This is a genomic window from Aeromonas sp. 6P (assembly GCF_051919525.1).
Lineage (GTDB): Bacteria > Pseudomonadota > Gammaproteobacteria > Enterobacterales > Aeromonadaceae > Aeromonas > Aeromonas veronii.
Genome location: NZ_JBQBEO010000002.1, coordinates 3,462,294 through 3,475,589, shown reverse-complemented (window position 1 = coordinate 3,475,589; position 13,296 = coordinate 3,462,294). Strand labels below are relative to the sequence as shown.

Genomic DNA, 13,296 nt, shown 5'->3' with positions numbered 1-13,296 from the left:
CCCGTTGTGCATTGTGTGGTGACTCGATCGTGTAGTCACACCAGCCGGTGCTGGCGGCGACCGGCGGCAAAGGCGTTGATGTTGTCGATCAGCTGATCGGCGAGACGCTGCATCGACTCCTCGCTGGCCCAGGCCACATGGGGGGTCAGAATGAAGTGGGGGTATTGCAGCGCCTTCATCAAGGGATGGTCGGGGGGCGGGGGTTCGACGTTCGCCACATCGAAACCGGCGCCACCGAGGCGACCGTTGGCCAGCGCTTGCAGCAGCGCCTCCTCATCCACCAGCCCGCCACGGCCGACGTTGATCAGCAGGGCGCCCGGTTTCATCAGATCCAGCTCCCGCTCGCCAATCAGGTTGCGGGTGTAGGGGGTGAGCGGGCAGTGCAGGCTGATCACATCCGAACTTTGCAGCAACTCGTCGAGGGGCAAGCGATCCTCGTCGTGACTGGCGCCGACCTGGCTCTGGGCGTAGCGCACACTCATCCCCATTCCTTTGGCCCGCTCGCCGAGCGCCTGTCCGAGTGTTCCTTTGCCGATGATGCCAAGCTGCTTGCCGTGCAGATCCATGATGTTGTGGTCGAAGAAGCAGAACTGGCCGCTCTGTTGCCAGCGCCCCTCCAGCAGCGACTGGCGCCAGCAGAAGAGGTTGCGCGACAGGGCCAGCATCAGCGCCATGGCGTGCTCCGGCACCGAGGGGCCCGAGTAGTTGCGGATATTGCACACCCCGACGTTGGCGGCGCGGCACGCCTCCAGATCCACGTTGTCGCTGCCGGTGGCGGCCAGGGCGATGAGTTTGAGCTCAGGCAGCTGGGCCAGTTCGGCGGCGCCGATCCGTACCTTGTTGATGATGGCAATGCTGGCATCTTTGAGCCGTTCAACCACATGTTCCGGGGCCGTGCAGGGATAACTCTGCCAGTGGTGGGGGAAGTCGGGGTGATGCAGGGTGATGCCCGCATCCAGGGTATCGCTGTCGAGAAATACGATTTGCTGCATGGACCTTCCTGCCATTGTTCAGGTTCGAGAGGCCATGATGCCAAAGAGGATGCAGTCAGAGCCAGCCCATCGCCGTGGTAGGGTTGGGCTTTATCCGGCAGATGTGAGCTGGCGCGCGCTTTATTGCGCCACGGTGGCGGCTGGTTTAGAGCCAGCCCAGATGGTTGAGCCAGCCCTGAATGCGGGTGGGGGTCTCCTCCAGCTCCATCAGGGCGTAGGGGCGATAGTTGAGCTTGTTGCTGCGCCGGCTCTCGCTTCTGCGGGCCTCGGCGGCCAGCAGGGGCCAGCGACCGCCATCCTCCTGATAGAGGTCCAGGGTCGGGATGGCCGCCTGAGCCACCTGTTTGGCCAGGGTCTGGTTGCTCTGCTGATTGGGGAAGAAACCATCGAGCAGCACCAGTGCATCGGGGGCGGGTAACTGTTCGCTGGCGATAAGGTTGGCAGTCCAGGCGGCGCCGGTACCTTGCGCCAGGATCAGCTTGAAGCCCCCCTCCTGCAGCTTGGCATCGGCCAGCTTGCTGATCCGCTCGGCAAACTGTTTGCGAAATGTATCGCTGTTTTTCGCTTTTTTCTCGGCGGCTGGGTCCAGTTCGGTCTGCTGGGGGGAGGGCAGCAGCAGCAGGGTATCAAAGCCCAGTCGGCCGAGGGCGCGAGTCAGTTGCCAGAGCTGGCCGCTGCGCTGCCAGTCGGGCAGTAAAATGGCGAGCCCCAGATAGTTTTCACTGTCGTGTTTGGCGAACAGCACCGTCTGTTTGTCGATTTGGGTAGCATCGGGCAACCCTTTCCAGTCGCTCGCTTGCCAGTGGTCGAGGGGCATAGGTTCGGCAACGGGGGGCGCAACCTCGCTCGCCTCAGCCCCATGGCCAGCCAGCAAGGTCAATAACAGCAGTGATAAGGATAATCTGGCCATAGTGTGCTCCCCCGGTTATCTGGGTTAGCGGCGGCGGCGGGATTTTCTGAAGGCGGGCGCTGTGATGGCAACTCGCAAGCAATAAAAAAGCGAGCCGGTGGCTCGCTTTTTTGCAATCAATTCAAAGCGGTCAATTAGTTGACGCGACGCTTGAATTCGCCGGTGCGGGTATCGATTTCGATCTTGTCACCGATCTCTACGAAAGCGGCAACAGCCAGCTCGTAGGTAGTGCCTTTCAGACGGGCAGGCTTGGTCACTTTACCGGAGGTGTCGCCACGGGCAGCCGGCTCGGTGTACTCAACTTCGCGCACGATGGTGGTCGGCAGTTCTACGGAGATGGCTTTCTCGTTGTAGAAAGTCACTTCGCAGATGTCTTCCATGCCGTCTACCAGGTAGTTCAGCACGTCACCCAGGTTGTCTTTCTCTACGTCGTACTGGTTGTACTCGGTGTCCATAAAGACATACAGGGGGTCGGAGAAGTAGGAGTAGGTGCACTCTTTACGTTCCAGCTGAACAACGTCCAGCTTGTCGTCGGCCTTGAAGACGGTCTCGGTAGCGCTGCCGTTCAGCAGGCCCTTCAGCTTCATTTTGACCACGGCGGAGTTACGGCCGGATTTGTTGAATTCAGCCTTCTGAACCACCATCGGCTCGGTGCCGATCATGACTACGTTACCAGCGCGGATTTCCTGTGCGGTTTTCATGTAAAAAATTCCTGTTCGTGAAACGGACGGATAAAAACTGCCAGATTATATACGGCTTTCTAAAAATTTCACCAACCGTGTGACGAGATCCCCATCCCGGAGCAACTTCTGTGACCAGCTTCGCCCATGTTGCTGCCAAATGGCGCTATATCGGGGCCATTGGGCCCAAAGTTCGCCGCAATCTTCGCCACGGTTGAGAGCCAGATTAAAGCGGCGCAGCCATTGAGCACATTCGGCGGGCAGATCGGCAAGATAGTGGTCAAGGAACTGCTCCAGCTTGACCAGATGAGCCTCCTCCTCCTGTTGGTAGATATGCCAGAGGAAAGGACGAGCTGCCCACTGGGCCCGCACGAAGGAGTCCTCGCCGCGCACCAGATTGAGATCGCAGCTCCACAGCAGTCGATCGTAACCGGACTGATCGGTCATTGGCAGCAGCTTGATGGTGAGGCTGCCCGAGTGGAGCAGATCCCCCGCTTTGGCCGCAGGGATGGCATCTGCCAGACCGGCGCCGGTGAGCACATCGTTGAGAGAGCGCCCCAGCGGCAGCAGCAGGGTGACGGGCGTGGTGCTTTGGCACCAGCTCTCGACCAGGCTTTGCAGCGCATCGCTCTCGTAGGTAAAGAGGCTGACCCGCAGCTCGTTCTCTTGTCTGGGCGGCAAACCGAGGCTGGCCCAGTAGGCTGCCAGTCCCGCATCATTTTGCTGCCACTGCTCCCGTTCGGTGATGAGGTCGTGCTCGCACAAAAGGCCGCCGGTTTTAGCGGTAAAGCCCGGGAAGAAGAAGTATTTGTTGAGGCTCTGGTTGCCAACCCGCTGGGGCGAGGCGAGGCCGTGGCAATCCTCGACCCAGCTCTCCGCCGAGAGGTACTCCAGATTGATCCAGCATGGGGGGCTGGGTTGGCTCGCCATCAGCTCTATGAAGGGGGCGGGCAGCTCGCAGGCAAAGGCCTCGATCACCACCTTGGCCGGTGTCATGTCGCTCGGCAGGGTCTCATGCCAGTGCTGGATATAGATCCCATCGACCCACTGGCCATCCTGCGCCGGGTCGAGGCCCGGACAGATGCGGGCAAAGCTTGCCAGATCGTCCACCCAGAGCCGCACCTGAACCTCATCGCCATGTGCCGCAATATTCCCCTCCCGTTTTAGCTGGCGGGCGAGTCGCCAGGTGACGCCGATGTCACCGAAGTTGTCGACGACGCAGCAGAAGATGTCCCAGTCAAACGGGGGCAGGGGAGTGGTCATGGCTCGGGGTTCCAAATGCAAAAAAACCGGTGCGCAGGGTAGCACACCGGTTGACTGGCTTCTAACCGTCAGCGCGTGACGGCGGTCTGTGGCAGGTTACTCCTTGCCGTAGACGTTGTTCTCTTGCTCGCGTACCCGGATGAAGGTGGTGCGCTTGGTGAGCTCTTTCAGCTGGCTGGCGCCCACGTAGGTACAGGTGGAACGCACGCCGCCCAGAATATCGCGCACGGCGTTCTCGACCGGGCCGCGGTAGGGCAGCAGCACGGTTTTACCCTCGGAGGCGCGGTACTCGGCGACGCCGCCGGCGTGCTTGTCCATGGCGCTGGAGGAGCTCATGCCGTAGAACTTCATGAAGGGTTCACCGTCTACATCAACGATCTCGCCACCGCACTCTTCGTGGGCTGCCAGCATGCCGCCCAGCATCACGAAGTCGGCGCCGCCGCCGAACGCTTTGGCGACATCGCCCGGACAGGTACAGCCGCCGTCACCGACGATCTGGCCGCCGAGGCCGTGGGCCGCATCGGCACACTCGATGATGGCGGAGAGCTGCGGATAACCGACACCGGTCTTGACGCGAGTGGTGCAGACGGAGCCCGGGCCGATGCCGACCTTGACGATGTCGGCGCCGGAGAGGATCAGCTCTTCGACCATCTCGCCAGTCACCACGTTGCCCGCCAGAATGACGTGGTTGGGGCAGGCTTCACGAATTTTGCGCACGAATTCGACGAAGTGTTCGGAGTAGCCGTTGGCCACGTCGACACAGATGAAGCGCAGCGCTTCGGACATGGCGAGGATTTGGCGGGTCTTGGCGAAATCTTCAGCCGAGGTGCCGGTGGAGACCATCACATGGCCCAGCAGCGCCGGGTCGGTCTCGTTGACGAAAGCTTGCCACTGCTCAAGGCTGTAGTGCTTGTGTACCGCGGTCATCATCTCGAAACCGGCCAGCGTGCGCGCCATGGCGAAGCTGCCGACGGTATCCATGTTGGCGGCGATGACGGGTACGCCTTGCCATTGGGTCTGAGTGTGTTTGAAGGTGAACTGACGGGTCAGGCTTACTTGGGAACGGCTCTTGAGAGTAGAGCGCTTGGGGCGGAACAGGACATCCTTGAAACCGAGCTTCAAGTCTTCTTCGATACGCATTACAAATTCCTTATTGAGCCTTGTTGAAAGTCACTTTTGCAGTGGCAAATTTTCGGCAGGCGCAAAAAAACCGGTGGTTTTCAGGCCCTCCGGTTTACAACAGTGTAGGCAAAAATCCCTTCAGAACAAGACTGATAATTTGTAAATCCTTGTGGTAGCCTTTGGCGTCACAACCTGAGGTTAACCACCAGTTTCATCCAGCACCGTTCGGTGCCTTGCTCTCCTTCGATATTCCTGCCCGCTTGGGCCGCCGTTCGGCCACTCTTTGTCGTCTCTCTCCTGACCCGCCAGATATTATCCAAGTAGCTGAAATAAATCGGATTGACCCACAATGGGACTGTGGTAGATCTGGGCGCAGGATTGACAAGGCAGGGCAGTAAAATGGGCAAGATGATGGTGGGGATCGCCTTGATGCTGGCACTGTGTGCCAGTGCGCTGGCAGAGACCCCGACCAGCTATGGCTGGATCGAGAAGGGACTTATTTTGCCTACCGGCGTGGCGGTGAAGATGAAACTCGACACCGGGGCGCTCACCTCTTCCCTCGATGCACGCTCCATCACCAGATTCAAACGGGATGGCAAGCCCTGGGTGCGCTTCATGCTGGTTGTGACCGATGCCGACAGCGGCAAGCTGGTCAAGCAGCAGTTCGAGAGGCGGGTCGAACGCAGCGTGACGGTGCGCGGGGCGGGCGGCATGGAGCAGCGGCCAACGGTGACCATGTCCATCTGTCTGGGGGACAAGGTGTATGAGGAGTGGTTCACCCTGCGGGATCGCAGCAAGATGATCTATCCGGTGCTGCTTGGCCGCCGCCTGCTGGCGGAGCTGGGCCCAGTGGACTCCAGTCGAACCTTTACCGTGCAGCCAGATTGTCATTGAAAGTAAAGAGCCCGCATCGCGGGCTCTTTACTTATCGCTTATCTTGCCGGCGGGAGCGGGAGTAACACGCTCACCTCCAGCCCCCCTTCCGGTCGGTTGTGGACATCGAGGTCGGCGCCGTGCAACTGGGCGATACGCGAGACGATGGCCATGCCGAGACCCACGCCATCCCCCTGCTGGGGATTGACCCGAAAAGCGTTCATACAGCCGGGGCAAGGCGCTGGCGGGAATGCCGGGGCCGTTGTCGCTCACATCCACCCTCACCCGGTTGCCCTCTCGCAGTACCCGCACCCTGATCTCGCCCTCTGGCTGGGTGTAGCGCAGCGCATTGTCGATGAGATTACTGAACAGCAGCTCGAGCAGGGTGGCCTGCCCCATCACCAGCTGCGGCAATTCACACTCCAGCGACAGCTGCTGATCCTTCTTGAGCGCGATGGGTGCCAGGGTCGCGAGGGTGCCTTGCAGCAGGTGGCCTATCTCCAGCTCGGTCAATACCAGCCCCTGCTGGTTGTCGATACGGGCCTGGGTCAGCAGTTGGCGGATCAGCCGATCGCTGCGGTCTAGGGCTTGCAGCATCTTGTGCAGGGATTGCTGGCGGCTCACTTCATCTTCGGCAGCCAGGGCATTTTCACTGTGGATCCGCAGCACCGCCAGCGGGGTGCGCAGCTCGTGGGCCGCCTCGTTGGTAAACTGTTTCTCCCGCTCTATGGTCTCCGCCAGCGCCTGCATCAGCCGGTTGATCTCGTTGGTGAGAGGCGTCAGCTCCTGAGCGCTTATCTTGAGGCTGAGGGGGCTCAGGTTGGCGGGGTGACGTTCACTGATGGCCTGGGCCAGCTGACGCAGGGGGGCCAGCCCGCGGGTGATGAGCCACCAGAGCAGGGCCAGCAGGAAGGGCAGGGTGATCAGCAGCGGCAGCATGGTGAGGGTGGCCATCTTGCTGGCCAGTTCGCTGCGCTCGTCGTCCCGCTCGGCCACCACCAGCCAGGTCTGCTCCTGCTGGTTGTAGAGAGTGAAGGTGCGCCACTGGTGATTATCTTTTTCGACCGTGTCGAAGCCGATGGCCAGGGTGACCAGCGGCTGATCCGGGGCGCTGGGGGCGCGCAGCAGCAAGCCGCCCTTTTCATCGAGCAGCTGGAAGTAGAGATTGCGTTCGAACTCGTGGCCGTAGGGGGTGATCTCCCGATCCTCGCCGGTCAGGTTGAGACTGGGGTCTTTTTGCCACTCATCGGGATTTTGCGCCTCCCACTCCTGATAGACGGTGCCGTTGGCGGGCAGTTGCCCCTGCTGGGCCATGTAGCGAGCAAGCAGCTGATTGGTGATGCGGGCCGACTGGGCGAGGCGGGCATCAAACAGCTCCTCCATTTCGTGGCTCGCCTCCATGTAGCCGATAAAGGCGCTGATGGTAAGACTCAGGCTCACCAGCGTCAGGATACCGGTGAGCAGAAAGCGGCGAATGGAGCGGGGACGTTTCATCGTGGGGGTGTCCGGCTTGGCTGTTCGAGCTGGGGAATGATGTAGCCGACCCCGCGAATATTGCGGATGAGGTCGCTGTAGAACTTCTTGCGCAGATGGTGGATATGCACCTCTACCGCGTTGCTCTCGGCCCCTTCATCCCAGCCGTAGAGGCTCTGTTGCAGCTGATCCTTGCTCAGCACCCGGCCGCTCTGGCTGATCAGCTCCTGCAGCAACTTGTATTCATGGGGGGTGAGTTTGACCGCTTCCCCCTGATAGGTGACCTGCTGGGATTCGGGATAGATGAGGATGTCGCCATACTCCAGTACCGCCTGAGCCTGCCCCTTGCTGCGACGAACCAGGGCGCGCAGGCGGGCGTTGAGCTCCTGCAGGGCGAAGGGCTTGACCATGTAGTCATCGGAGCCGGCATCAAGGCCGACCACCCGATCGTCCAGCGCATCGCGGGCGGTGAGGATCAGCACCGGCAACTGGTGGCCTTCACGCCGCAACTTGCGCAGCAGGCTGAGGCCATCGATGTCGGGCAGGTTGAGATCGAGGATCAGGGCGGCGAACTCGTCGCTCTTGAGGGCTGCCAGAGCGGGCAACCCCTGTTGCAGCCAGTCCACCGTGTAGCCGCTATGGCGCAGTGCATCCTGCATACCATCCCCCAGCATCACATCATCTTCCACCAGCAGGATCCGCATTCTTTTCTCCCTGTTTGTTGGGTGTGGCGATCTGGCTCAGCGCCAGGGCGTGCCGTGGCATAAACAACCCTGCCCACCAGTATGCAAGCTGGTGGGCAGAGTTTAAATAGTTCTTTGATCCATCAGGATTTTATAGCTTGGCCAGCCGATCGCGGATCTCCATTCTGCGCCCTTCGTCGGCCACTTCGCGGCCCGGGCGAGCCGGGGCGGCCAGCGCCTTGTCGAGATAGGTTTTGGCCTCGGCCTTGCGACCCTGATCCAGCAGGAAGTCGCCATAGAAGAAGTTGGGGTCGATGCCATCCGGATTGATGGCCAGCGCCTGCTTGAGCAGCTGCTCTGCCTTTTCGTCATCGCCAAAGCCGACCGGCCAGCCGGGCACCTGATAGTAGAGGGAGCCCAGACTGGTGTAGGCAGAGCCGTCCAGCGCCTTGGGATCCTGCTTGAGCGCCAGCTCCAGCTTGGCTTTGGCCTCTTTCACCAGACCCAGTGCCCCCAGCCCCCCTTTGGCCCCCGCCCAGGTGCTCTTGACGATGGCCGACCAGATCAGCAGATCGGCGCGAAAAGGCTCCTTGGCGCTGGCCGCTTCGGCCTGGGTGCTCAGGGTTTCGAGGCAGCTCTCTTTCGCCTTGCCGCTCTGTTGATACTGGCAGACGGCCCACTGTTGCTGGATGGGGACGAGGGCATCACCCGCGGCCATGACTGAGGTGGATCCCAGCAGGATGGCGATGGCACAAGAGGTCACTGATTGACGGAAAAAGTTCATATTAATGCTCCTTCTTGGTCGGGATCGGGCGGGACAAGTCTGGTTGTGGCGCGCTGTTGGCGCCAGCATCAGCCGTCCCTGGCTGAAGATGACGGGCATAACGTTTGATGATCGGCAGCTGTCTGGCCAGCGCCTTGTCGACAATGCCGGGCAGCATGGCATTGAGCCGCACGAACATTTTTTCCGGCCAGCCGAGCCAGCTGCGGCGGGTTTCGTTGCACAGGGCGATGACCGCCTCTTCGGCCACCTCCTGCGGGCTGTCGGTCTGGGTGCCTAGCGCTGCATTCATCTCGTAGGCAGCCTCGGAGTTGAGCTTGGTGCGGGTGGCGCGGGGGGCAAAGTGCAGCACCTTGATGCCGCTCCCCTCCAGCTCCCGTCCCAGCGCTTCGCTAAAGCCGCGCAGGGCAAATTTGCTGGCGCAGTAGACGCTGTAACCGGGGTAGCCGATGCTGCCCAGGCTCGAGCCCATGTTCATGATGATCCCCGGCTTGCGCATGGTTGGCAGCAGGGCACGGGTGAGCTGGATGGGCGCCTCGATATTGAGCAGCAGTTGGCGCTCTACCTGCTCGAAGCTCTGATCTTCCAGCCAGGCAAACTGGTTGCAGCCAGCGTTGTTGATCAGGATGTCGATCCCATCCTCCAGCGCAGGGTGTTGCAGCAGCTTGGCCCGCTCCTGTGCAGAGCCGAGGTCGGCGAGCACCACCTGATGGCGCTCGGGGTGGGGCAGTGACTTGCACAGCCGCTCCAGTGCCGGGCCACGACGACCGTGCAGCAGCAGGTGTGCCCCCTGGGCCGCCAGCTCCTGTGCCAGCTCCTCACCTATGCCACCGCTGGCGCCGGTGAGCAGCACGAGTTTCCCTTCAAGGTTCATGGTGTGGGTTCCCTTTTTGCTGTCTGCTGATCCGCTGCCAACTTACGGTGTGGCGGTGAGGTTGTAGAGCATCTCGCCGTAGAGGCGGTAGACCACCTTGGTGGAGTGGATGATGGCGGCCTGATCTGCCGGGCTCTCGACCTTATCCATCAGGGATTCAAAGAACTTGAGGTGCTCCTGATCCAGGGCGCCGTGGGAGCTCAGGTAGCTCATCGCCTGCGGTGGCAGGCTGAGTCCCTTTTTCAGCTGGTCGGCGACGGTGAGGGCGATGGCGACGCTGGTGCCTTCCAGTACCTGCACCATGCCGAAGAAGCCCATGGGGTTGCCGCGCTGGATCTGGTCGTAGAGGAAAGCGACCATCAGCTCGATGGGCAGCCCGGGCTGGCCGTGGCGCACCGCCTCGGCATCACCGCCACAGGCGCGGATATCGCTTAAGATCCACTCCTGATGGCCATACTCCTCGTCGATGTACTCGGCAATGGCGCCGCGCACCCACTCGTACTCCTGACCCAGCTTGCCGCCGGTGGCCATCAGCAGTGGAACTGTGTGGCGCACGTGGTAGTAAGCCTGCGCCAGAAAGGCGAGATAGGTGTCACGGCTGATATCGCCACGGCGACAGGCTTCGATAATGGGGGCGTTGAACAGATGCTCACGCTCACTGGCAGTGGCTTGTTGCAGAGTCTGGTAGAAGCTCATGACGATTCTCCTGTAAGGCATTGGCTGATTTGCCGGGAAAAGTGTTGGTAAATCTCGTTGCGACGGGGGCGCCCGTTGGCGGTCAGCAGCCCGGGATGTTGATCCAGCGCCACCGGCAACCAGTGGTGCAGCCGGGCATAATCGGGCAGCCGCTGGTTCAGACCTGCGATCTGGCGGGGCAGATCCGCCTCTTTGCCCGGCAGGGGCTGGATCAGCGCCACGTTGGCGGGCTGGCCATCGCCGAACACCACGATGCGGGCGATGGCGGGGCAGAGCTGGGCTTCAGCCTCGACCCACTCGGGGGAGAAGTTGCGGCCAAAGGCGGTGATCTGGACATTCTTCTTGCGCCCGGTGATATGGAGGTAGCCCTCATCATCCAGATGACCCAGATCGCCGGTGGCAATCTGTTCGGGAGTCGGTTCGTTGCTGCCGAGATAGCCCAGCATGGCGCTGCCGCTCACCATAATTTCGCCGTCGCTGGCGATGGTGACCTGACAGTGGGGCAGGGGGCGGCCGACGCTGCCGGGCTTGTCAGCATCCGGGCTGTTGAGCGCCACCACGGAGCCGCACTCCGAGAGGCCATACCCCTCATACACCGGCAGGCCGAGCTGGCGGGCATGTTTGATCAGGTCGGGTGCTACCTTGCCGCCACCGACGGCAATAAAGCGCAGGCTCTTGAGCTGCTGGGCCAGCGTCGGGGTGCTGGTGCAGAGCGCCAGCAGCAGGCGCAGCAGTTCGGGCACCAGCACCAGACTGTGGGTCGACCAGCGCAGCAGGGCCTCCCCCAGCATGGCCGCATTGAGCGAACTGGATCCGGTGAAACCGAGCTCCCCGAGGGACGGAATGCGGCTGCAGGCGCCGGTCAGCAGCGGCACATAGAGGCCGGTGATGTTCTCAAGCAGGGTCGCCAGTGGCAGCAGGGTCAGGTGTTTTTCCACCTTGGCTGGCGCGACCCGCTCGGCCAGCGCATGGCTCACCGCCATCATCTGGGTCAGTGGCAGGCAGACGCCCTTGGGCTGGCCCGTGGTGCCGGAGGTGTAGGTGATCTTGGCGGTGCCCTTGGGCAGCGCCGGTCGATTGACTGGTGCGTGGCGCCAGAGCGGCAGCTCGCCGGTGATCAGCGAGAGCGGCTCGGCGGCATGCCACCCCTGATGGTGTGGCCCCACCAGCGCATCGGCACCACTGCTCTCCAGCAGCCACTCTTGTTGCGCCAGACTAAAAAAGTGGGGCACCGGGATCACCACGATACCTGCGCGGGTGCAGGCGAGATCCAGCAGCGCCCAGGGCAGGCCGTTGTCCAGTTGCAGCGCCAGACGGCTGATGTCGAGATGTTGCAGCTGGCTGGCCAGACGCTGGATCTGTTGCCACAGGGTCTGGTAATCGAGACGCTGCTGGCTGCTCAGCAGCGCTGGGGATTGCGGATCCTCGTGGGCATGTTTGGCGATGGCGTCGAACAGGTTCATTGGGCGCACCTTTTTTGATGGGGCTGGTTATCACTGCTCTCGCCGGCATCGTCAAACAGGGTCGGCATGGGGGCCAGCAGATTGAGCAGCAGGCTGCGCTGGGCCAGCACCTCGCGCCCCTGATTGATGTCGCCCACCATCACCTTGGGTTGGCAACGGTAGTACTCACCCCAGGCATCGGCGTCGGCCCCCACCTGATGGGCCTGTGCGGGGGCCAGCTCCACTGGGTTTAGTTGCAGGCGGGCAAAGCTGTTGCGCAGCTTGGCTGTGCCGGTAAAGACCACGTAGTCGAGGGCGTTTTCACACAGCAGACGACACAGGGCTGCGAACATCAGGCGGGCATTGCCCGGTTCGCTGCAGGCCAGATTGCCCACTTCGATAATGCGGTTGCGTGCCGGATAGACCCCGAGGCGGGTATTGATGGCGGCCTCGATGGGTTGCTCCAGATACTGTTCCAGATAGAGAGGCCCCTCACTGGCATGATTGAGACCACAGGCACCGACCAGCGTCCCGTCCGCCCTGTAGAGTCCCAGCAGGCAGGGGAGAAAATGGGGGATGTGGGCGTTGAACTCGAGGGTATAGGCTGCCTGGATATAGGTTTGCAGTGCCATGACCTGCTGCGGGGACTTGGCTAGCAGCAATCGGTAGGGGGCCTGGATCTCGATGGTCATGGGTGACTCCTTCTCTTGCGATGGTTTGAGAGTAAAAGGGCAAACTTAAGAAACCCTTAAGGAGCAAAAAAAGTTGTCAGCGACGCGACGGGCAGGCAATCTGCGCCGCTGTTATCCAACAGGAAGCCCCCAAGAGGAACCGTCATGTCATCCACCGTCAGCTGCCCCCTGTGTGCCAGCCATCGCAGTTATCCCCTGCCGGTGGCGGGCAAGCGCTATCATCGCTGCCTCGCGTGCGAGCTGGTCTGGCTGGATGAGGCCGATCATCTGGATGAGGCGGCGGAGAAGGCGGTCTATGACGGTCACGACAATCGGGTGGATGATCCCCGTTATCGCACTTTTCTGATGCGGGCATTTGGTGAGGTACTAGCGCGAGTGCCGCTACCTGCCAGTGGCCTCGATTTTGGCTGTGGCCCGGGGCCGGCGCTGGTGGCGATGGGGCGCGAGGCGGGTTACCAGATGGCGGGGTATGACAAGTTCTACGCCGATTTTCCAGAGTTGCTGACGCGTCAGTATGACTTCATCACCAGTACCGAGGTGATCGAGCATATCGCCGAGCCGCGCACGGTGCTGGCGCAGTTGTGGGATTGCCTCAAGCCTGGTGGCCTGCTGGTGCTGCAGACCCAGCGGGTGCTCAGTGACGAGCGGTTTAAAAACTGGCGCTATCGCCACGATCCGACCCACATCGTCTTCTTTGCCGAGGCATCGTTTCAGGTGCTGGCCGCCCGCTGGCAGGCCGAGCTCAGCTTCCCCCACGCCGATGTGGCGGTATTGCAAAAAAGCACGCCCTGAGGCGTGCCTTCGTCTGTTACTCG

General features: G+C 61.6%; 13 protein-coding genes and 1 pseudogene. 2 read left to right on the top strand and 12 right to left on the bottom strand.

Translation table 11 applies throughout. From position 1 onward, the window contains the following. Positions 1–35: 35 nt before the first annotated feature. The 5 genes from ACTG2J_RS16035 to ACTG2J_RS16015 all read right to left on the bottom strand — a co-directional run bounded on the left by ACTG2J_RS16035 (position 36) and on the right by ACTG2J_RS16015 (position 4,985). Positions 36–992: a D-2-hydroxyacid dehydrogenase gene (locus ACTG2J_RS16035; RefSeq protein WP_439997661.1), complete on the bottom strand. Its 957-nt coding sequence runs from the start codon at positions 990–992 to the stop codon at positions 36–38. Between the two features lie 145 nt (positions 993–1,137). After that, a complete protein-coding gene (locus ACTG2J_RS16030; RefSeq protein WP_111901766.1) occupies positions 1,138–1,902 on the bottom strand; it encodes a DUF3530 family protein in 765 nt (254 codons plus the stop codon). Between the two features lie 134 nt (positions 1,903–2,036). Continuing rightward, positions 2,037–2,603 carry an elongation factor P gene (gene efp, locus ACTG2J_RS16025; protein WP_005362323.1) on the bottom strand — a complete coding sequence of 189 codons (567 nt, stop codon included), beginning with the start codon at positions 2,601–2,603 and terminating at the stop codon, positions 2,037–2,039. Positions 2,604–2,648: 45 nt separating this feature from the next. Then, entirely contained in the window at positions 2,649–3,845 is a 1,197-nt protein-coding gene (earP, locus tag ACTG2J_RS16020) for an elongation factor P maturation arginine rhamnosyltransferase EarP (RefSeq protein ID WP_439997660.1), read from the bottom strand. Between the two features lie 96 nt (positions 3,846–3,941). Then, positions 3,942–4,985, bottom strand: coding sequence for a GMP reductase (locus tag ACTG2J_RS16015; protein ID WP_005348017.1), 1,044 nt, complete (start codon positions 4,983–4,985; stop codon positions 3,942–3,944). A 381-nt stretch (positions 4,986–5,366) separates the two neighbouring features. Between ACTG2J_RS16015 and rloA3 the strand changes: the two genes are divergently transcribed. Next, positions 5,367–5,861 (top strand): retropepsin-like aspartic peptidase RloA3, encoded by a 495-nt coding sequence (gene rloA3 / locus ACTG2J_RS16010; RefSeq protein ID WP_120415574.1) that lies wholly within the window; start codon positions 5,367–5,369, stop codon positions 5,859–5,861. 38 nt (positions 5,862–5,899) lie between these two features. Here the strand turns inward: rloA3 and ACTG2J_RS16005 are convergent. From ACTG2J_RS16005 to ACTG2J_RS15975, 7 genes and pseudogenes are all read right to left on the bottom strand, one after another. Beyond that, positions 5,900–7,334: pseudogene (locus ACTG2J_RS16005) on the bottom strand (ATP-binding protein). Next, complete coding sequence (locus ACTG2J_RS16000) at positions 7,331–8,017, bottom strand: response regulator (protein WP_113739688.1); 687 nt, start codon at positions 8,015–8,017, stop codon at positions 7,331–7,333. Before ACTG2J_RS16000 ends, ACTG2J_RS16005 begins: the two are co-directional and overlap by 4 nt. Before the next feature lie 130 nt (positions 8,018–8,147). Next, the gene (locus tag ACTG2J_RS15995) at positions 8,148–8,780 is read right to left on the bottom strand and encodes a tetratricopeptide repeat protein (RefSeq protein WP_216950292.1); all 633 of its coding nucleotides are present in this window, start codon (positions 8,778–8,780) and stop codon (positions 8,148–8,150) included. Position 8,781: 1 nt separating this feature from the next. Further along, positions 8,782–9,651 carry an SDR family oxidoreductase gene (locus ACTG2J_RS15990; protein ID WP_439989376.1) on the bottom strand — a complete coding sequence of 290 codons (870 nt, stop codon included), beginning with the start codon at positions 9,649–9,651 and terminating at the stop codon, positions 8,782–8,784. A gap of 42 nt (positions 9,652–9,693) precedes the next feature. Next, positions 9,694–10,347, bottom strand: coding sequence for a TenA family transcriptional regulator (locus ACTG2J_RS15985; RefSeq protein ID WP_439989378.1), 654 nt, complete (start codon positions 10,345–10,347; stop codon positions 9,694–9,696). Then, positions 10,344–11,810 carry an AMP-dependent synthetase/ligase gene (locus ACTG2J_RS15980; protein ID WP_439989379.1) on the bottom strand — a complete coding sequence of 489 codons (1,467 nt, stop codon included), beginning with the start codon at positions 11,808–11,810 and terminating at the stop codon, positions 10,344–10,346. The genes ACTG2J_RS15985 and ACTG2J_RS15980 overlap by 4 nt, the downstream gene beginning before the upstream one ends. Further along, complete coding sequence (locus ACTG2J_RS15975) at positions 11,807–12,481, bottom strand: thermostable hemolysin (protein WP_439989380.1); 675 nt, start codon at positions 12,479–12,481, stop codon at positions 11,807–11,809. Before ACTG2J_RS15975 ends, ACTG2J_RS15980 begins: the two co-directional genes overlap by 4 nt. Before the next feature lie 144 nt (positions 12,482–12,625). On the opposite strand from ACTG2J_RS15975, the gene ACTG2J_RS15970 reads away from it, so the two are divergent. Next, positions 12,626–13,273 (top strand): class I SAM-dependent methyltransferase, encoded by a 648-nt coding sequence (locus ACTG2J_RS15970; protein ID WP_439989381.1) that lies wholly within the window; start codon positions 12,626–12,628, stop codon positions 13,271–13,273. The last annotated feature ends 23 nt before the right edge of the window (positions 13,274–13,296 follow it).